The sequence below is a fragment of the Desulfoluna sp. CYM3A genome, assembly GCF_056829965.1.
Genome location: NZ_CP186556.1, coordinates 5,900,451 through 5,919,307, shown reverse-complemented (window position 1 = coordinate 5,919,307; position 18,857 = coordinate 5,900,451). Strand labels below are relative to the sequence as shown.

Annotated in this window: 18 protein-coding genes; 10 read left to right on the top strand and 8 right to left on the bottom strand. The window is 52.3% G+C overall.

Translation table 11 applies throughout. The features are described from left to right. Nucleotides 1–40 precede the first annotated feature (40 nt). The 4 genes from ACOYW1_RS29750 to ACOYW1_RS29735 all read left to right on the top strand — a co-directional run bounded on the left by ACOYW1_RS29750 (nucleotide 41) and on the right by ACOYW1_RS29735 (nucleotide 3,738). Nucleotides 41–529, top strand: coding sequence for a DUF4388 domain-containing protein (locus ACOYW1_RS29750; protein WP_482420814.1), 489 nt, complete (start codon nucleotides 41–43; stop codon nucleotides 527–529). After that, nucleotides 430–2,238, top strand: a complete 1,809-nt coding sequence (locus ACOYW1_RS29745) for an Lcl C-terminal domain-containing protein (protein WP_482420813.1) — start codon at nucleotides 430–432, stop codon at nucleotides 2,236–2,238. Before ACOYW1_RS29750 ends, ACOYW1_RS29745 begins: the two co-directional genes overlap by 100 nt. A 352-nt stretch (nucleotides 2,239–2,590) precedes the next feature. Continuing rightward, nucleotides 2,591–2,887: a DUF8180 domain-containing protein gene (locus ACOYW1_RS29740; RefSeq protein WP_482420812.1), complete on the top strand. Its 297-nt coding sequence runs from the start codon at nucleotides 2,591–2,593 to the stop codon at nucleotides 2,885–2,887. After that, a complete protein-coding gene (locus tag ACOYW1_RS29735; RefSeq protein WP_482420811.1) occupies nucleotides 2,884–3,738 on the top strand; it encodes a 50S ribosomal protein L11 methyltransferase in 855 nt (284 codons plus the stop codon). The genes ACOYW1_RS29740 and ACOYW1_RS29735 overlap by 4 nt, the downstream gene beginning before the upstream one ends. Here the strand turns inward: ACOYW1_RS29735 and ACOYW1_RS29730 are convergent. Both ACOYW1_RS29730 and ACOYW1_RS29725 read right to left on the bottom strand, forming a co-directional pair. Beyond that, nucleotides 3,720–4,961 carry a PAS domain-containing sensor histidine kinase gene (locus ACOYW1_RS29730; protein WP_482420810.1) on the bottom strand — a complete coding sequence of 414 codons (1,242 nt, stop codon included), beginning with the start codon at nucleotides 4,959–4,961 and terminating at the stop codon, nucleotides 3,720–3,722. The genes ACOYW1_RS29735 and ACOYW1_RS29730 overlap by 19 nt on opposite strands. Continuing rightward, on the bottom strand, nucleotides 4,894–5,406 hold the full coding sequence (locus tag ACOYW1_RS29725; RefSeq protein WP_482420809.1) for a hypothetical protein: 513 nt from the start codon (nucleotides 5,404–5,406) through the stop codon (nucleotides 4,894–4,896). The genes ACOYW1_RS29730 and ACOYW1_RS29725 overlap by 68 nt, the downstream gene beginning before the upstream one ends. 642 nt (nucleotides 5,407–6,048) lie before the next feature. Here ACOYW1_RS29725 and ACOYW1_RS29720 point away from each other — a divergent pair. The 4 genes from ACOYW1_RS29720 (at nucleotide 6,049) to ACOYW1_RS29705 (ending at nucleotide 10,408) form a co-directional block, all read left to right on the top strand. Further along, nucleotides 6,049–6,639 carry a DUF1254 domain-containing protein gene (locus ACOYW1_RS29720; protein ID WP_482420808.1) on the top strand — a complete coding sequence of 197 codons (591 nt, stop codon included), beginning with the start codon at nucleotides 6,049–6,051 and terminating at the stop codon, nucleotides 6,637–6,639. Further along, nucleotides 6,636–7,544, top strand: coding sequence for a DUF1214 domain-containing protein (locus ACOYW1_RS29715; RefSeq protein ID WP_482420807.1), 909 nt, complete (start codon nucleotides 6,636–6,638; stop codon nucleotides 7,542–7,544). Before ACOYW1_RS29720 ends, ACOYW1_RS29715 begins: the two co-directional genes overlap by 4 nt. A 169-nt stretch (nucleotides 7,545–7,713) precedes the next feature. After that, nucleotides 7,714–8,580, top strand: coding sequence for a hypothetical protein (locus ACOYW1_RS29710; RefSeq protein ID WP_482420806.1), 867 nt, complete (start codon nucleotides 7,714–7,716; stop codon nucleotides 8,578–8,580). A gap of 505 nt (nucleotides 8,581–9,085) precedes the next feature. After that, a complete protein-coding gene (locus tag ACOYW1_RS29705) occupies nucleotides 9,086–10,408 on the top strand; it encodes an MATE family efflux transporter (protein WP_482420805.1) in 1,323 nt (440 codons plus the stop codon). Between the two features lie 84 nt (nucleotides 10,409–10,492). Here the strand turns inward: ACOYW1_RS29705 and ACOYW1_RS29700 are convergent, their stop codons facing one another. The 3 genes from ACOYW1_RS29700 to ACOYW1_RS29690 form a co-directional block, all read right to left on the bottom strand. Next, on the bottom strand, nucleotides 10,493–11,401 hold the full coding sequence (locus ACOYW1_RS29700; RefSeq protein ID WP_482420804.1) for a cyclase family protein: 909 nt from the start codon (nucleotides 11,399–11,401) through the stop codon (nucleotides 10,493–10,495). Between the two features lie 245 nt (nucleotides 11,402–11,646). Next, nucleotides 11,647–11,937, bottom strand: a complete 291-nt coding sequence (locus tag ACOYW1_RS29695; protein ID WP_482420803.1) for a type II toxin-antitoxin system RelE family toxin — start codon at nucleotides 11,935–11,937, stop codon at nucleotides 11,647–11,649. Next, entirely contained in the window at nucleotides 11,927–12,178 is a 252-nt protein-coding gene (locus tag ACOYW1_RS29690) for a type II toxin-antitoxin system Phd/YefM family antitoxin (RefSeq protein ID WP_482414378.1), read from the bottom strand. Before ACOYW1_RS29690 ends, ACOYW1_RS29695 begins: the two co-directional genes overlap by 11 nt. 1,311 nt (nucleotides 12,179–13,489) lie before the next feature. Here ACOYW1_RS29690 and ACOYW1_RS29685 point away from each other — a divergent pair. Then, a complete protein-coding gene (locus ACOYW1_RS29685; protein ID WP_482420802.1) occupies nucleotides 13,490–14,275 on the top strand; it encodes a hypothetical protein in 786 nt (261 codons plus the stop codon). A 460-nt stretch (nucleotides 14,276–14,735) separates the two neighbouring features. Then, nucleotides 14,736–15,566, top strand: coding sequence for a deoxyguanosinetriphosphate triphosphohydrolase family protein (locus ACOYW1_RS29680; protein ID WP_482423850.1), 831 nt, complete (start codon nucleotides 14,736–14,738; stop codon nucleotides 15,564–15,566). 768 nt (nucleotides 15,567–16,334) lie between these two features. Here ACOYW1_RS29680 and ACOYW1_RS29675 read toward each other — a convergent pair. The 3 genes from ACOYW1_RS29675 to ACOYW1_RS29665 all read right to left on the bottom strand — a co-directional run bounded on the left by ACOYW1_RS29675 (nucleotide 16,335) and on the right by ACOYW1_RS29665 (nucleotide 18,786). Continuing rightward, on the bottom strand, nucleotides 16,335–17,102 hold the full coding sequence (locus tag ACOYW1_RS29675) for an outer membrane protein (protein ID WP_482420801.1): 768 nt from the start codon (nucleotides 17,100–17,102) through the stop codon (nucleotides 16,335–16,337). Nucleotides 17,103–17,610: 508 nt separating this feature from the next. Continuing rightward, nucleotides 17,611–17,958, bottom strand: coding sequence for a response regulator (locus ACOYW1_RS29670; RefSeq protein ID WP_482420800.1), 348 nt, complete (start codon nucleotides 17,956–17,958; stop codon nucleotides 17,611–17,613). Between the two features lie 240 nt (nucleotides 17,959–18,198). Continuing rightward, nucleotides 18,199–18,786: a hypothetical protein gene (locus ACOYW1_RS29665; protein ID WP_482420799.1), complete on the bottom strand. Its 588-nt coding sequence runs from the start codon at nucleotides 18,784–18,786 to the stop codon at nucleotides 18,199–18,201. Between the last annotated feature and the right edge of the window lie 71 nt (nucleotides 18,787–18,857).

The window sequence follows — 18,857 nt, the reverse complement described above, 5'->3', positions numbered from 1 at the left end:
CAAGGGGATTCACGCGTCATTCAAGGTGGTAACCGAATCGATGAAGATTGAAGTTGGAGGCCAGATACAGGGGATTTCCCTCAGCTCATTTCTGCAGATCGTCCAGATGGACAAGACATCCTGCACGCTGAAAATCTACGCCAATGATGACGTCGGCTACCTCTGGATCAACGACGGCAACCTCGTGGCCGCCGAATCCGGAGCCCTCCACGGTCTCGACGCGGTGTACGAAATCATCTGCTGGGACGACACCGTCATTGTCATCGACAACGCCCCGGCCCCCGAGCACAATATCACCACCCCCCTTCTCACCATCCTCATGGAGGGTCTCAAACTCCGCGACGACAAGGCGGCCAAAGCCGCCGCAGAAGGAACACCACCCGCCCCACAGCCCCTTCCGTGGACGACCAGATCGCCATGGAATTTGTCATGGAGGAAAAACCCGAACCCGCAGCTCCTCCGGGTGACCTCCCTCCCCTGCCGGACCTGCCCTCCATGCCCGATGCGACACCGCCTGCCATGCCGGTGACTGCCTCGCTCTCTCCGGGCGTGGACTTGGAACTGGACGAAGATCCCGGGGACGAGGAGGCCGAGGAAGAGGGTGACGGCTCCTGGGTTTATGAATACGAGGATGAGGACCTGGAGGAGCCGTCCAGCCCCATCCGCACCATTCTCATTGTCTTCCTTGCCTGTGTCGTCATCGGCGGCGGCGCCTTCGGCGGCTACATCTGGTACCGTGCCCACACCCTGGAGACAGAATTCAACACCCTCATGGCCGACCTGGCCTCCATGAAGCAGTTCCGGCAGCAGAAGGCCCTTCTGGAATCCTATCTCAACAGCCATGTGATCAACCGGTTCACCCTGCAGGTCACCGAGCGCCTCAACGAGGCAAATGCCCTTATGGAGATGGACCGCCGCATCGACACCCTGCCGCGGGACGGGGAATTTATCGACACCTCCGTGGGCATGATGAAGAAACACCTGAAGGAGAACCAGGGCACCCCCTTTGCCACGGCCATCCGATCCAAGATCAAGAGCCTTCCCGCCCAGCTGGACGACCTGGATTACCAGAAACTCCGCCAGGCAGAAGACCGCAGCGCCCAGGAGCGGCTTGGGCTCTACCGGGCCTATCTCTCCGATCACCCCAACGGCAAACACATCCGACCGGTCACCAACCTGGTGGCATCGGTGAGCGACGACTATTACCTGATGCTCAAAACCAAGGCCCCCACCTGTTACAAAACGGAGAACTGGGAACCCTGCATTGCCCTGGCCGACACATTCACCGCCGAGTTCCCCGAAGACAGCCGCTTCAACGAAGTGTGGCTGATGCGCGGCGAGATGATCGACACCATCGAGTTCAACAGGCTGAAACGTGAGACTGCGGGCCTCTCCTTTGAAGACGCCCGGGCCATGTACATCTCCTTCCTCCAGAACAATCCCCACACCACCCAGGCCTCGGAGATCAGAAAAGAGATCGCCTCCCTCGCCCGAAAAGCGGACCAGCAGGGTCAGTGGAAAGAGGTCAGGACGGTTGCGGACAACCCCAAGAAGCCCATCTCTGTTCGCATTCAGGAGGTGGAGCTCTACATGGATCGCTACCCGGACGGCGCCTTTATCAAGGAGGCCCGGGCTTTGAAGGGTGAGCTGGAGTCCCAGAGGGGGCGCCTCCTGGCAGAGGAGCAGGCCTCCCGCCAGACCCTCCTGGCCCGCCAGGCAGAGGCCCGGCGCCTGGAAGAAGAGAAGAACCGCCTCCTGGCCCAGCAGCAGGCCCAGGCCGACGCCCGGCGCAGACAGGAGGCTGCCGCTCGCATTGCCGCACGGGAAGCCGAGATCCGCACCCTTCTCCGGGACAAGGGCAACCGATTCCTGGACCACAGGAACGGCACCTTCACGGACACCCAGTCCGGCCTCACCTGGATGATCCTGGACTCCAGGAACTTGGGGAATGGCTGCATGCCCTTTGCCTCGGCCAAGGCCTGGGTGGAGCGCCTCTCCATCGGCGGATTCACCGACTGGCGCATTCCCCTGCCCAACGAGCTGGCCCTGCTTTACAACGGCAAACCCTACTACCCCACCAGCGGAGCCCCGTGGTACTGGACCTCGGAGCTGGAGACCGGTGCCTGGGGCACCAGCACAGAAGCCGTCACCTTCAACCCCAACAACAAAGAGACCTACGTCCGGGAAGCCCATCCCCTGACCGGCTGCGGCTTTGTTCATGCCGTTCGGACCCCCTGACCTCCTGTTCAACGCGCTGATAATGCGGAAAAGGGGGACAGTCGATCCGCCCGAGGCGTGAAAAAGACAAGCTGAAAACCGTGAATTGAATTTTCATTTTTGGAAATATCTGCGTTTCACACGGGAACCGGACCCCATGATGCTTTATTCATTCTCCCGGCCCGTCTTTTCATGAAATCTCCGGACGAACGCTTTTGTTTGACACCCTCCTTCAAGTGTGAAAAAGTTTTTGCCCAAGGGCCTTGCCCCCCATCCCCTGCCACCGGCCACACCGTGCGCGCCACGGGGAATTCCCACCATTCGGTCTGTTATGCGAAGCCGCCATTATAAAAAATACTTTTAGGAGGGTTGCATGCCACACGATCACGATCATCATCACGACCACCACCACAGCCACGGTCACAGTCACGACCACGACCACCAGAACGACTCCGCCCCCCTTTCCTTGCAGGAACAGCTGGCCACCCTGCTCACCCACTGGGTCAATCACAACGACGCCCACAAGGGCAATTACCTCACATGGGCAGAACGTGCCCGGGAAGGCGGCTACGAGAACGTGTGCCGACTGCTGGAAGAGGTTGTAGGGCTCACAGAGGCTGTCTCGGAAAAACTCAAAGAGGCTCAAAAGGAGGTCGACACCGCCCCATGACGCCTCCTGTCTCCGACATGAAAAAAGCGCACCCGAAGGCCTCGGATGCGCTTTTTATCTATTACATCGAAGGGGTGATCCACCCGGCCACGCCCGTGGATCATCCCGACTTTCTCGGCAACTGGGTGGAGGACGCCTCCACCTTCCTCTTTTTCGGGAGCCCCGCAGACGAGGTGGTGGAGCGCCTGACCCGAGCCGCTGCCCACCTCACCCTCATCGACCGCTACGACATGACCTACGACCAGTGGCAGGGAGGAGACGCCGAGCCCTTCACCGCGGGGCCCCTTACGGTGCGGCCCTTTCGGCGGGGTGCAGCCCCTGTGGGCAGCCCCGCCCCCGATGAAATCTTCCTTGATGCCGGGGTGGTCTTCGGCAACGGAGCGCACCCCACCACCAGCTGCTGCCTCTCGCTGCTGGCGGAGATGGGCCCGGGGCTTTCCGGCAAAACCGTTCAGGACCTGGGCACGGGAACCGGTCTTCTGGCCCTGGGCGCCGCACGCTTAGGGGCAAGCCGGGTCCTGGCCGTGGACCTGAATCACCTTGCCGTTCGCACAACCCTTGAAAATGCCCGGGTCAACGGGCTCTCGCACCGAATCCTGGCCGTCCAGGGACGTGCCGAGGAGATGGTGCACGCACCGGCGGATCTCGTGGTGGCCAACATCCACTACGACATCATGAAACACCTGGTTGTCTCGGAAGGGTTTCTCGGAAAACGGGAGGCGATCCTCTCCGGCCTTCTTACCACCGAAGCCGGAAAGATCGAAGCACAGCTTGTCTCACAGGGATACACCATTGCCGCCCACCATGCACAGGATGGGATCTGGCACACCTTTCACGTAAAAAGAGGGTAATACTGGTCTCTCTCCTTGCGGTCGTTCATCTCCTCGATCTGTTCGGCGGGGATCTCAAAAAAGAGGTGGGTGCCGTCACCGGGAGCGGACTCGATGCGTGCCCTCCCCTTGATCAGCCTCACCCGGTTCTCCATGCCCCTTAACCCCATACGCTTCTCCCTGAGACCATCTTCCATGCGGCGAGCCACATCAAATCCCGTGCCGTCGTCATCGATGCGCAGGATCACGTGGGGGTGGGCCGCCACCAGCCGGATAATCACCCCGGCTGCACCGGCATGTTTGCGCACGTTGTTCAGGGCCTCCTGGATGATCCGCTGGATGTGGTGCTGCTGCTCCTTGTCCAGGTTCACATTGTGCATCCCGGCCGTGTAAAAATCCACCGTGATACCGAAGCGCTCGCTGAACTCATCGCAATAGTTGTAGATGGTGTCCACCAGGCTCATATTGCCCGTGGTGGGGGGCTGCAGCTCGTAGGCCATTTCACGGACCGTGTTGATGGAGCTCTGGAGGATCCCTGAAAAACCGCTGACGGTCTTTTCAAACTCCGACGGGGATTTCCGGGCCGCGTCCACCAGGGTGTCGCAGCTGATCTTCAAGGTGGCCAGCTCCTGGGCCACGTTGTCGTGCAGGTCGTAGGCAATGCGCTGTCGCTCCCCCTCCTGGGCCAGAACCAGCTCTCCGGTCAGGGTCCGGATGCTCTGCTCGGCGTCTTTTAACGGGGTGATGTCGTGGGAGTAGAAGGCCACCTGCTCCACCACGCCCCGGGTATCGAACACCGGGTAGATAACGTTGGAGAGCACCAGGCCGTTGTTGTCGTCTTCAAAATGAACGGGGTGGCCGCTTTTCACCACGGCCTTCACCTGCTTGCGTCGAAAACGGGCCAGGTCCGGGGAAAAGAAGTCGTAAAACGGTTTGCCCTTGGCGTGGTTCTGGCTGATCTTGAGCCGACGGGAAAAGGAGCTGTTGATGGCCAGGATATTGCCTTCGATGTCCAGCAGCGCCGCCGAGTCTCTGGTGGCGTTGAGAAGGGCCGAGGCCAGGGCCTCCCTTTTCTTGAGTTCCATGGTCAGCTCCACCTGGCGCATGGAGCTGATGAAGAGCCCCTCCACGGTTTTCAGGAACCGGGTAATCATCTCCTCGGGCCACAGGTACTCCTCATCCGGCCCTCCGAACAGGAAAATCCCCCCCTCCTTGCCGTCCCGGCTGTTGAGATAAAGCCCCACCAGCGCCCTGAACCCATAATCCGAAAAAAACTGCCGCTGCTCGAACGTGGAATATGGTGATTTCTGACTTCTGACTCAAGATAGTGATTTTCTCTTCACGCATGGGAGGGAGGAAAACAGAAAAAGCCCGGGGCGAGATGGACTCGAAGCTCCCTTCGGGATCTTCCTCGGAGGTCCACTCAAAAAACAGGGCACACTCCACCTGGCCCTGGGGCATGATAAAGGCAACGCCCCGCTTGGCCCCGGCAAACCGGGCCACCCGTTTCAGGGCCTTTTCAATAACATCGCCGGTCCATTCCCCGGTTACGTTCATAAAGTCAGACGACACAGCAGCAAGCATCTGATCCAATGCCCTGCGGTCGTTGAGGGTCTCCCGAAGTGCCTCGTTTTCGGTGATAATATCGGCCAGGGACTGGCCTGTCGGCAGTTGAATCACTTCCGTCATGATTTCCTCCAACTCGTGTCAGGGGCCATCGGAAGGGAAAGATACAACACTCCCATCAGCCTTGGAAAAAAGGTGAACCGGCAAACCGGTACCAACGGAATGTCACTTGGAAAGACTCGATTCGACTCGAGGAGAAAAGATGAAACACACCAGAGGTTCATGTGATGAACTCAGACATAGTACAAAATCATCATGGTGTCAACATCACATATCCTGATCAACCATTTTAACACACTGATTCAAATAAAGAATCGCCATTCCCCAAAACCCGCGCCCGCACAGACGCCCTAATCAAGAAGCAAACCGAGAAAATCCAACCGAAACACCACGCCCGAATTTAACCACCTGAAAAGGCACACAATGAAACCCTGATACAAAAAACAGCAGTTAGAATATTAATGAGGAATCGGGCAAAAAGGCAATCCACGGCAAACCCAACGGGATAACGCCTGCAATCGTTCCTTGCGGCACATCGTTGTAAAAGGCGTTCTCACGCCCAAAACAATCTGATACAATATCAAGAATATACCACCCCCCCACCCCTCATCTCCAGCCCCCTTCCGGCAGCATCCGGAGACAAACCGACACGCCGGGCACCCACCCAACAACCTGCTTCATGCTCCCAACCAAGGAGGATACCCCATGGTCCACCTCTACCGTCGGTCTTTGTGGATAAAAACGGTTCCCGCAATACTCCTGGCCCTTCTTCTCACGGCCTGCGCCACAACGTCAGGCAAGGAGGCCACGGCTCCCCCCGCAGGAGAGACCATTGAGACTCGCATCGGTGCGCTTGAATTTACCCATGACTTTGCCAATGGCTACCCCACGGCCGAGACCCAGGCGCTTCTCCTGGAAGAGATGGACTTCCAGCGGGCCTGCCAGGCTTACCTTTGGGCCATCCCCCTCATTGGCATGGAGCAGTGGCAGCACGCACACCTCCGGCAGCTCGGCGCGGAAAACGGGCAAATCGTTTTTATGGAGTCCTACGAGGACAAGCTCGGGGGGCTGACCTTCAACACCACGACGCCCTACGTCGTCGTCTTCATCGACTTAAACGAGGGCCCCTGGATCATGGTGATACCTGAAGGCGAGGTGCGTGGCGCGGCCAACGATTTCTGGCAGATCGGGGTCATGCAGATGACCAAACCGGGCAAATACCTCTTTGTGGCGCCGCCGGATGGCCCGAAGACGCGGAAGGCGGAGAGTATACCGTGGTGCGGATGCCCACCATGAACATCATGCCGGGCGTCCGCCTGATGTCCCAGGACCGCAGCGAGCGCATGGCCCTCCTGGAAAAAATCGACGTGTACCCTTACGCCGAACGGATGGATCCCCGACCCCGCGGCTACATCACCCCCGACGGAAAAGCCTGGCAGGCCTGGCACCCACGTGGCATCGCCTACTGGGAACGACTGGCCGACATCATCAACCGGGAGCCGGTTCACGAACGGGATCGCTTCTGGCTGGCCATGCTCAAACCTTTAGGCATTGAAAAGGGAAAACCCTTTGCCCCCACGCCGAACCAGAAAAGGCTCCTGATCGAGGCCACCCTGGTGGGTGAAGCAATGGCCAAGGCCAATGACTTCTTCAACCCCCGCCTGGAGGACGCGCATTACATGGACGGCTCCCACTGGGAATTTGCCACGGTCTGCACACCGGAACAACGCCGGGAGCATTACGATGACCTTGATGAGCGCGCCGCCTGGTTCTACGAAGCCGTCACCAACGATCCCATGATGCACGGCCAGAAAACCGGCAAAGGCCAGGTGTACCTGGCGGCCTATCGCGACGGCGACGGGGACTGGCTGGACGGTGCCGTCGACTACACCCTGCATGTTCCGCCCAACGTTCCGGTCAAGGCGTTCTGGTCCCTCACCGTCTATGATGTCTCGACCCGTACCATCATCGTTAACGACACCAAGCTGGCCGACCGCTCCTCCCGCATGGACCTGCACGAAAACGCAGATGGCTCCGTCGATCTGGCCATCGGCCCGAACAAACCGGAAGGCGATAAGGCAAAAAACTGGATACAGACCATGCCCGGCAAAGCCTGGTTCCCCTATTTCAGGCTCTACTCCCCCGACCAGGCCTTCCTTGACAGAAGCTGGGTCCTGCCGGATATCGAAAAGGCGAAGTGACCAAAACACCAGGAGGGAAGCTGGCTCCCGACCCCGGATGGCCCTTTCTGACCCTGCCGGAGCCAGAGCTCCTTCCCGTGAAGAGTTGAAAGGTCATGAATCACATGCCTGACTGCCCCTGCACCTGGCAAAATGAATAAAAACGGAGGGAACCGCAATGATGTCACACATGACACATCGTATAGTCGACAGAGCCCCGGCGCGTTTTTTGATTCACGCCGTCAGGGTAGCGCTGTTTGCATGCATCCTGATGGGTGTCCACCTCCAGGCAGCCCTGGCGGAACCGGAAGGCCAGGACGAGGCCGGAGCCTCCGCATCCAACGCAGAGGCGCAGGCCAACAACCCCCTGGCCAACATGAAGGCCTTCAACCTCCAGAACTATTACATCGGCAAGATCACCGAGTCCGACGAAGACGCCAACCAGTTTGTGTTCCGCTATGCCCAGCCCATAAGTATCGGGGACACCTCCTGGCTGATGCGGGCCTCGCTGCCGGTCAACACCTTTCCGACACCGCCCGACGGAAGCAAAGAGACCGGCCTGGGTGATTTCAACATTTTTGCAGCCTACCTCTTCGACACCGGTAACCCCGGGATCAGCGTGGGTTTAGGGCCACAACTCACCGCCCCCACGGCAACAGACGATGACCTGGGCTCTGAGCAGTGGTCGGCCGGGCTGGCCCAGGTCACCTTTGTGGCCACCTCCCCTGTGTTCCAGTACGGCTACCTGCTGACCTGGCAGGCCAGCTTTGCCGGTGAAGACGACCGGGACGATGTCAACGTCGGGGTGTTGCAGCCCTTTGCGTTCTTCCAGCTTGGGGACGGCATCTACCTGCGGGCGGCGCCCCTGTGGGTCTACAACTTTGAAAAAGACTATTATTCCGTCCCCATGGGCGTCGGCATCGGGAAAGTCATCAAGAAAGGCTCAACGGTCTACAACTTCTTTGTCGAACCGCAATACTCCGTGGCCGACGACGGCCCCGGCCAACCCCAATGGCAGATCTTCTTTGCTCTGAACATGCAGTTTCTGGGCGGATAAATCGCCCATGGAGCCCTCTTGACAGAATCATGTTAAGCGGCCCCCTTGTTGTCAGCCATTCAACACACAAATTGCTTGATTCCATCCGGCATTCAAGCACCCCCAAAGCATGCCCCGGTGCTTTGAATTATCAGGAAGGTATTCCAGGCCCTGAACCTTCACAAAGAGGCGTTATAGGCGCTTGCGTGCCCATTGGAAGCATAGGCCCTCCAATGACACGCAAAAGTCAAGAGGATGCGCTGATCGCACTGTCATGATGTATCGCAGGCGACCGTTTCAAGGAGTACCCCTTCAACAAGTCTCCTTTCTTACCCTCCCATCTTTTGGTAATCCTTCAACTTAAAATAAAATCCTTTTGCTTTTTTAAGTAAAATCCATTGACCTTCCCCTTACGGGAAGGTTTACGGTTTCGCTGGCTCGCACCATACATCTGGCAAGACATGGGCAGGCCCTATTGTGTGTCCCGAAAAGGTGTTGCAGGAAAATGATGATGGGGAGGTGGTAGGTGGAGCAGAAGAACATGGCCAATCAATTCATCAGGTATGTCATCCCGTCCATGATGTCCATGGTCCTGGTGGGGATGTACATGATCGTGGACGGGTACTTCTTATGCCGTGCCATGGGCGACGACGGCCTGACGGCCATCAACCTGGCCTGGCCCCTGCTGGCACTGATGACAGCCATCGGTACGGGAATCGGAACCGGCGGTTCCATTATCATGACCATCCGCAGTGCCGGAGGCGACGAAACCGGAGCCCTGAGAGCAAAGTCATCCACCCTGGTGCTTCTCTTCACCATCTCCCTTGCCCTCATGCCCCTGTACTTTTTTCTCATCGACGATCTGTTGACCCTGCTGGGTGCCAGGGGCAACATCCACGCATACGGCCTCGACTACATGCTCGTTATCACCTTTGGGTCCCTGTTTCAGGTGATGGGGGCAGGCCTTGTGCCGGTGATGAAAAATATCGGGATGCCCGTCTACGCCATGGTGATGATGGTGGTGGGGATGCTGATCAACATTGTCCTGGACGCCTGGTTCATGCTGGGCCTTGGCATGGGGCTGGAAGGGGTTGCCTGGGCCACGTGCATCGCCCAGGCCGTTGTGGCGCTGATGGGTATCGGCCCCATCTTGAAATCCAAACTGGGCCCGGACTGGTATCGCCTGGAGAGAGACACCACCCTCGAAATGCTGAAAATAGGTATCTCCCCCTTCGGGCTTACCATCGCACCGGCCATCGTCATCATCCTGACCAACTACCAATGCCTGAACTACGGCGGCAATGCAGCCGTTGCCGTCTATACGGTCATGTCTTACGCAGCCTATGTCATCTACAGCATCATGCAGGGCCTTGCCGACGGCATCCAGCCCCTCATCAGCCACTGCACGGGTGCAAAGGATAAAAAAGGCCTTGAAACCGTCTTGAGAAAAGGCCTGATCCTGGGCTTTGCCCTCAGCGGCTTTTTCATGGTGGCTTTTTATGCCACACGGTACAGCTTTCCTATTTTCTACGGCGTCTCCCACGAGGTGGCCACGGCATGCATGTCTGCCATGGTGGCGGTGGTTGTCTCCGCCCCTTTCATCGTGGTGGCACGGGTGATGTCTGCCTATTTCTACGCCATGGACGACGGTAAAAACGCTTCGATCCTCGTCTACGCCGACCCCTTGGTCTTCACGCCCTTTTTTGTTGTCACCCTGCCCATGGTCATGGGCGTTGAGGGGATCTGGTACTCCTACCCGGCAACCCAGGTGGCCCTGACCGTCCTGGCCCTGGCACTGAAAGCCACGGCCGGTACCCAGCAAAAGGCCGTTCTGGCAAATCCGATTTAGGGAGTGCCGTGCGCCCAGCATGGCGAGGCAGCCCAGGTTAAAGCCACCCTTAGGGCCTATGGCGTTGGCCGCATCACACCGTTTTTATCCCGCTTCAACGGATGGGCCTGGACAGGCAATGGTGCGCCGGGGGCACCCTCCAAACCGAAACGCCATGGGGCCACTGTTTTGGAGCAACGGCAATATATCGCGCGTAGCCGCCTGTGCCCCCCTGTGGCTTTGCAAACCCGATGTATTGGTGCCCCGCCCCTCCGGGACTTTATCGAGATTGGCAACCCCTTCTGCCTGGGCAAAATGGTTGTGCATCAGCCAGTATTCCCCTTCGAGTGTGGGCGTTGTATCCGTGTCCAGGGGCTCATGGCCGTGGAACAGAATGTGCCGCTTCAGGTGAAGAAACTTCAGTGCCTCAAGGCCGACCCCGGGGAAGGGCTTTTTGTTGAACCGCTCGGTATCCGCCCACTGCTTGTACCAGTCCGACCGCACCATCACCACAGCCCCTTCAGGAATGCGCCCATACGTCTTTTCCCAGGCTTTGATGTCTTCGACCTGAAGGTGGTAGCCCTTGTCTTTTTTCACTTTGTCATGGATATCAATGACCACCAGGGGGCGAATGGCATAGGTCGCCGGAATATCGCTTATGGTCGCCCCGAGTTTGTCCCAGTGGGCCGGTGGGTCAAGCTGGGTTCCGTACTGATCCGTCGTGAGCATGTACGCCGTGGCAACAAAGCCGTGCTTGTCGTAGGTAAATTCCTGCCCGGCGTCCACGTACCCGTCGATGCCTTTACCCGCCCTGGCCGGTTTGAATGAGGCATTGGAAAATCCCGGCCACACCGGCTGCTCTGGTTCAAAGGCATGGGTAAGATCAATGTACTTGGCGCTTTCAAACACGTCGGAATAGACACCCCAAAGCCCCGGGGCTGCCCCACCTGCAGACGCAGGAAGACCGGCAAACAGAACAACACAGAAAACCACCACACAGACCAGCTTTTTCATGATGCTTCCCCCTTCAACGTGAATGGATTTGGGGGGCCTGCGACAAAGCCCCCTGGTCGGAATACGTGCTCTTCTCTTCAATGAAATAATGCGCACTGCCATGGGATGTGAACATCATAAGGCCCTATCAGCCCTCGATCTATTGCTCACGAGCCCCAGCGCATGCTTTCACTCGTAGGGTGGGCAAAGCGCCAGCGTGCCAACCTCCCCCCTCAATAACCCGAAAAAGTCGGCCTGCCTCTCCATTAAACTCCAGACCTCAGTTTGGCGACTTCATAGATCTTGTTGCCCTCACGTTTGCCGATGGCGATTACCAAAACGACAATTTCATCATCAATCACCTCATAGACCAAACGATAGCCGGAGGTTCTGAGTTTAATTTTATAATGGTTATCGAATTTCCTAAGTTGATTTGCTTGGATTTTAGGGCTCTCAAGAATCTCTTCCAGCTTTTTCTTGAACTGGATCCTGATGGTGTTATCGAGCTTTTTCCACTCCTTCAAGGCTGTTGGCAGGAACTTGAGTTTATAGGTCATCTAATGATACCTCGACAGCACCACCTTTTTCTGATTTTCGCTCAAGAACAATTTTACCGAGTTCATAGTCTTCGATTTTATCGAGGAGAGCCTCGTATGTCGCAGCCGGGACCAGATAGGCCGTCGGCTTGTTATGATTCAGAATGGTAATTGCGCTGCCCTCGGCCTCTTGGATAAGGGCACTCGGATTTTTCTTGAGCTCAGAGATGCTTGCCGAAAACTTAGCGTATATGGGCTCCATGGATAGCCTCCTCGGCCATATGACCATTTAAAGGTTCTTATTATTGGTCATATTATAGCGCCATAATTCAGTCCAGGTAAAGTTCCAAAACACTTTAATAATGACAAAAAGGCCCTATCAAGCATCCCAATACAAATAACAGAGGGTGCTAACGTCAAATGTCATTTTTAACGTCAACTATAGCCCGGATATTTCACGAATCGATCGCCCCCATATCCAAAGCATCAAATCAGCAGATGTAGCGTTCTACCTCAAAGCTCTGATAACGCAGAAGATGGGTGCACTCGGATCGCCCGAAGAGTGAAAAAATAAAACAGCAAACCCTGATTTATACTTTGCATTTTCAAAAATTCTGACATTTTCGTTATAGCATTCTGAAATCATATAGCTTTCATCTTGGCTGTTTGTTTTCTCGTGAAATATCCTGAATAAGGTCTCCCACCTTTTGCTCACGAGCCCCAGCGCATGCTTTCACTCGTAGGATGGGCAAAGCGCCAGCGTGCCCATCTTTGTCCAAAACGAACGCCATCAATTGACATAACACCTGAATAAGAATATACATACAGTCACACACTGCGACACCTAAGCGAATGCATAAACTCTCAAAATGCTTCCTTGCATAATTCAATCTCAATGTGTCTAACCCGGATATTTCACGAGCCGAGTGCACCCATACTCAAGGCATCAGAGCTGCAGAAGTCGTGGTTTTATAAAAGCTCTGATAACGCAGAAGATGGGTGCACTCGGCTCGCCCGAAGGGTGAGAAAATCAAACAGCAAACGTCGATTTACATTTTGCATTTTCGAAATAGCGGATATTTTTATTACAGCTATCTGAAATAATAGCATTTTCCTTTTGGATAGTTGCTTTCTCATGAAATATCCGGGCTAAAAACCTCTGATAAAGACGAATGATGGCATGCAACTCGACCTGCATGATGTCCACCTGGAGGCTTGCTGCGTCCGCTCCATTGAGAAGATAAATGAAATCCTAAGTTCCAACAAGTTACTACAAAATCTATTGATACCGACTGTTTTTGCATCTTGCTTTGTTGGTCCCAACAAAGGCTCAAGTGTTACGACATTTTATTCCATCGGCTCAACAGATTGGGCTCTACTGGCTGAGGCTTCGGCAAGACTGGGGAATTTTGCACAACATCAAATCGCAACCATCTGTTGCCATGAATGTGTGTTGTTACACTCCTCTGGAAAACTGCACAAATTCTGGAGAGCGATGTACGAGTCTTTTTCCTGAAGTGACTCTTAATCGGGCACCCGCAACCCAGAAATACTAAATGATACCGGAGACTTTATGAACAAGCTAAAAATACCCCACCTGCTTCTCATGCCGCTGTTCCTGTTACTCTCATCATATGCGACAGCAGATACACAAAATACAATCGAACCAATACCGCAAGAAGAAGCGTTGGGCTATTTGACGCTACGGGATGCCCCTATGCCTGGGATTCAAAAGGCCTGGAGGCAACACATTGATGCTTACTCGGGCATGCCCCTTTCCGAGTACAGAGAGGTTATCAAGGCACTTTACCATGACCTGACCCTCTCCTACGAGGCATACGATGCGTGCCTTCAACAGGTCAAGGAACGACGGGAGAAAGCTTCAGATATCTGGATTAAAGAGTTGCAAAAACGGATCCCCAGGGAAGAAATCATAGAACATAAGGCGGTCATAAAAAAAGCCCTCGGCGCAATGCATTTAATGGCCATGACCCGGGCTTGCCATGAGGAAGAGAAAACCGTCGTAACCAAGGAATCCTACCTCACCCATGCCATATCAGAAATATTGAAAAGTCAACTGGTGTTCATTAAATCACAGAGCACCGATACCCAGAATGCATTACAAGAATATACTGAAAAGATCGGCACTCGTCTCCAGTCGTTGGGGCACCCTGTTGTAAGAACAACCGTTGCAGCAAACGGATTCAACGCTCACATATACGAGCGCACCTTAGAGACATGCCAAAAAAAAAGCCCCGAAATCGTCGGTCTCCTTCGAGAGATGCCTTCCCTTCAGGAGCCCTTTGATGTATTCGGGGCCATGGATCACCTTGACAACTTGTCCCTCTCGAGACATTAACCCAAAACACTGGGTTATTTTCCCTTCTCTCAATGAAGCGCGGAAACAAGGAGGCTCCGTTATGGGGGGACAAATCATAAACAAAATTCATATCGCGGGCCACAAAATATGACTGTAATACAGACTCTAAAATAACAATTTTACTGAAATACAATTCTGCACAGCCCTTCCCTGGATATTACAGATACGAAGCATCTCCCGTCTAAACCACAATCGTGTCCAGTTGAATATAGATTGCGCACTCTACAAAAACATTATATTATTTAAAAAAATCCAGCACATACCTTACCAAAAAAGTTCCATAACATAAATTCAAAACCATTGAGTTGTTTGCTTTCCAAGAAGGTGAATCAAAATGAACAACATCCCCCTACAGCCATACGCAATTTCTGAAAATAATACTCGTGGAAAGAATATCAGAAGAGGAATATCATCATTCGGATATTCGAGGTGATTTGACATAGACAGGGACAGAATACTTCATTCAATGGCATTCCGACGACTTGAGGCTAAGACCCAAGTAGTCCTAACTCACGAAAATGATCATAGCAGGACAAGACTTACCCACTCATTAGAAGTAGCTCAAATATCTGAATCAATCGCCATACATTTCGGACTGAACAGATTTGCTACTATTGCAATCGCATTAGGACATGATATTGGCCATGCCCCATTCGGCCACATCGGTGAAAGAACATTCAGCAAAATCCTTCGAGACTTTGGACTCAAACCTTTCAAACATAACTATCAAGGTATTCTGATTACCAATAGGTTAGAAGAAAGGTATCATTGTCAGAATGGTCTAAATTTAATGTGGGAAACAAGAGACGGTATCCTGAAACACTCAAGTATCGATAAAAAATATGACATTTCATACTATGATAAGAGCTTAACAGAAACTCCCGGATGGCCGTCGACACTTGAAGGACAAGTTGTCCGGCTGGCAGACGAAATTGCGCAACGAACGCATGACACAGATGATGCTCTTAGGACTGGTAGGGTAACAATTGATGAATTGTTAAAGCAACCAATTATTCGAAAAGCCATACAAATGAACACGTCATCAAATCATCGAGATCTATCCTCTAAGTTCAAAGAAAATGAAAATTTAATAATTTCAACAGTTGTTGTTTACCTTACAAAGTACTATATAGGCAAAACAATTAAAAACATTAGACACAACCTCAAACACCTAAAAATCAATAACTACGATGACGTTCAAAAGTCTAATGAATTAATCATTACGACTGGGATGACGAGCTTAAAGAGATCGATAATCTTTTCTATGTAAAATTTCTGAAGCCCAGATTTTATGAGCATTATGAGATTAAAAGAATGGATTCCAGAGCAGAATATTTTTTAACACAAATATTCAAAGCTCTTCGCAAAAATCCAAAACATTACTACAAAAACATATATAAAGAATACAAAAAAAGTATTACAGATTCTTTTATCAAAAAAGATCACATCTGAGAATAGTGACTTATCAAAAGAAATCATTCGATTCCTTAATAAAAAGGAACTCGATTGCGCTGATGTATGTACATATATCCCTAAATCAGAGCACCCAAACTATGGAGAAAGACACTACGCTCCATGCCCTTTGGTGAAATTTAATGAAAACGCGTGTGAGGGTATTCGAGTAATAATAAATTATATTGGATGTATGACAGATCGTTTCGCACACAGACAATTTTCAAACCTTTATTTACCACCTGAAATATCAAGGTTATAGTATTTGGCAGGCCCCTTTAGGATCTGCCAAAGCGTTAAGAAACATTTTTCTGAGCAAACAATAAAATTGAAAACAGAACACGACCAGGCCTACAATACTCCTTTCACAGAAAATTCTTGGAAAAGCTGAACCCGGACATTACCCAGATTAAATACCTCTATATTCAAAGTATCACAGTTATCAGTGCAGTTGTTTTACCTTCAAAACCCTCATAGTGTAGAAAATAAATGCCTCCGGCCCGGCCAAAGGGAATAGCCCTGAGCAAAAAACAGCAAATTACATGCTATTGCTTTGGCCAAGCCGTTTTGCCGTGAAACATCCGGGTTAGAACCTCTTTACCAAACCAACCCGAAAAGAATCTGCTTCAAAATCTACGTTATGATTAAAGCCGTCATCAGGAAGGTTTGGAAGCCTACTCTCTACTTCAAATATGTCATCAAACTTGTAGTAAGCATATTCCGCTTTGATTCCCCAGCCATTGGAGATTTGGTATTCATAGCCTACTCCGGCGGTCCATCCCCAAGACGTTTCACTTTCATCAACCTGGGTCTGTTGCAATGAGTCTTTGAAAGAAAATTCATATGAGAATTTTGAAAGCGCTACGCCACCCATCACATAGAAGAGGGAATTTTTGTAAGCATACCCGATTCGAGGTGTGAGGCTCACCATCCAGTCAGTCTCAAAGGTTGTGGAAAGGTAAAAGGTATCACCGTTGGTATCGTATGTGTAAACTAAAGGGTACCTCTGAGAAAATGAAGAATACATAACGGCTGCTTCCAACCCAAGCACGATTGAATTGAGCTGATAATCCCCCCCAAAAAAGAGACTTCCGGACATATTTTGTGCATCGATCTCCTTCGAGGCTGCCGGATCGAGCTGAGCGGCATCACGAATGGGCGTAAAGTATGAATCTGCTACAGTGGTCACGGAAGGGTTCGCCTCTCCGTCAAGGGCTCCGACTGTGGCTCCGACATAAAAGCCTGTCCAGTCGGAATCAGCCACCGCGCATGTAGCGGCAAGGCAATACAGTATCACGGTAAAAACAAGAGACGTTGTCATGCGAAAAGCAGTCGATGCGAATTGATTCTTCATAAGCCCTCCTTGTGGATAGTCCTTAAATAGTCTAATTTGCTCGATTTCAAATCATTACGTTTGAGTTGGAACGGACACCAACCATCCCATCCCGGTGAGAGGCCCCTATGGATTCTACAGAACCAGAGAGAAAGGAAATAAGTTCATCCTCAATGATTAACTGCACGAGGAACTCATACGTAATTGGCGGAGCCTACCCCATATGAAACTGACTTGTAAATATCATATTGTAATCGCTACAATGAAGCTGTGCACATGGTGTATGCATGGAGCAAAAAAAACAGCAAAGAGGGCTGGGTTCCTACTCATTCGACACAATCTATTTCTTAACCCGAATATTTCACGAGCCGAGTGCACTCATAGTCAAAGCATCAGAGCTGTAGAAGTCGTGGTTTTATTAAGGCCCTGAGAACGCAGAAGAAGGGTGAGAAAATTGAGGTGCTCGTTATTGATGACAGGGTCGACTGACACAGCGTTAAGGAAAGAAGCAACGCAACCAATCCCCATCCTAACCTATCACACCAAATGCACCGGCGGCAGAAGGATCGGCAAGATGCACGTATGCCCCGGCCTGAGTGGCTTCAGCCATGTGCTCCTTATCTTCCGGTTCGAACACGATCAAAACGGGTAGAGTCTTTAATTCAGGGGTGTTACGAACCTCGTTAAAAAATGCGATGCCACTCATAATCGGCATATTCCACGTTGTGACAACGAAATCATATGCCTCCTCTTTCAGCATGGATAAAGCGGCATGACCGTCATCGGCTTCAAATGTATTTGTAAAGCCATTATCTCGCAACAAGGCCTTGATAAATCGTCTCTTTGCAGAGGAATCATTCACAATGAGAACCTTCATATCCTTGTCCAAAGCAATCCCCCCTGTAAACATTCGAACTGTCGGCTGTGCCTCCGGCAGAGCCCGTTCAAATATAATCCCGCAAACCGTTTTACGTTGCCCTCTCCTGCCGCTCAAAAGGCCTGGACGGCAGAAGAGAGGGAACATGGCTGTTAAACCCTATCCCGGATATTTCATGAGTCGAGAGCACCCATATTCAAGTCATCAGAGCTGCAGATGTCGAGGTTTTATAATAGATCTTCAATCATGCCACGTTTCGGTTAGCAGCTTTTCCACCCTTGAATAACTATCCTCTGCATGTGCAATGGCTTTCTTGATTTGGCTCCAGTTTATAAACTCGTTCTGCCATTCATCAGGCCGATTTGCTGCCAACTCAAGGATCCCATTGGCTTTCTTAACACTTTCTTTAAATTTTCTTTCATATGTCCGCCGTTCAGAGGTATATTCCGCTGAATTTTTTGGAAACGGTATCATCAACTCGAATCTTATGGGCAACACCATCTGCAACACGATGAGTTTGCACGTCCTGACAACCTTGCCATTTTTATATGAAAGCTTGGCACTTACCCATATCTCTTTCTGATAGTCCTGGGCATCCAACAAATACGCAGCATAATTGCCAATTTGTGCCTTTGTAAGAGACTGACTCAGAATATCCCAAAATTCGTCATGCATTTCCCTGGTTACAAAGCCATTAAGGGCAGTCGTCCTATAAAAAATCTCTTTCTGCTCAGGGGGATAGTTTATAGCGTGCACTTCAGCTTGAGGTGTAAAAGCGAAAATCACAAAACATAACAACGTGTTTTTAAGCAACTCTTCCATTTCCATTACACATACATAAAAAGAGACTCCCCTGCTTATAAGGGGGCAAATACACACGTCATCTTATCCTCAAGCAG

Bases quoted from the DNA above. Each gene is read 5' to 3' on its own strand.
- ACOYW1_RS29750 (WP_482420814.1), top strand. From the start codon at position 41: ATGAAGATTGAAGTTGGAGGCCAGATACAGGGGATTTCCCTCAGCTCA.
- ACOYW1_RS29745 (WP_482420813.1), top strand. From the start codon at position 430: ATGGAGGAAAAACCCGAACCCGCAGCTCCTCCGGGTGACCTCCCTCCC.
- ACOYW1_RS29740 (WP_482420812.1), top strand. From the start codon at position 2,591: ATGCCACACGATCACGATCATCATCACGACCACCACCACAGCCACGGT.
- ACOYW1_RS29735 (WP_482420811.1), top strand. From the start codon at position 2,884: ATGACGCCTCCTGTCTCCGACATGAAAAAAGCGCACCCGAAGGCCTCG.
- ACOYW1_RS29725 (WP_482420809.1), bottom strand. From the start codon at position 5,406: ATGACGGAAGTGATTCAACTGCCGACAGGCCAGTCCCTGGCCGATATT.
- ACOYW1_RS29720 (WP_482420808.1), top strand. From the start codon at position 6,049: ATGGTCCACCTCTACCGTCGGTCTTTGTGGATAAAAACGGTTCCCGCA.
- ACOYW1_RS29715 (WP_482420807.1), top strand. From the start codon at position 6,636: ATGAACATCATGCCGGGCGTCCGCCTGATGTCCCAGGACCGCAGCGAG.
- ACOYW1_RS29710 (WP_482420806.1), top strand. From the start codon at position 7,714: ATGACACATCGTATAGTCGACAGAGCCCCGGCGCGTTTTTTGATTCAC.
- ACOYW1_RS29700 (WP_482420804.1), bottom strand. From the start codon at position 11,401: ATGAAAAAGCTGGTCTGTGTGGTGGTTTTCTGTGTTGTTCTGTTTGCC.
- ACOYW1_RS29695 (WP_482420803.1), bottom strand. From the start codon at position 11,937: ATGACCTATAAACTCAAGTTCCTGCCAACAGCCTTGAAGGAGTGGAAA.
- ACOYW1_RS29690 (WP_482414378.1), bottom strand. From the start codon at position 12,178: ATGGAGCCCATATACGCTAAGTTTTCGGCAAGCATCTCTGAGCTCAAG.
- ACOYW1_RS29685 (WP_482420802.1), top strand. From the start codon at position 13,490: ATGAACAAGCTAAAAATACCCCACCTGCTTCTCATGCCGCTGTTCCTG.
- ACOYW1_RS29675 (WP_482420801.1), bottom strand. From the start codon at position 17,102: ATGAAGAATCAATTCGCATCGACTGCTTTTCGCATGACAACGTCTCTT.
- ACOYW1_RS29670 (WP_482420800.1), bottom strand. From the start codon at position 17,958: ATGAAGGTTCTCATTGTGAATGATTCCTCTGCAAAGAGACGATTTATC.
- ACOYW1_RS29665 (WP_482420799.1), bottom strand. From the start codon at position 18,786: ATGGAAATGGAAGAGTTGCTTAAAAACACGTTGTTATGTTTTGTGATT.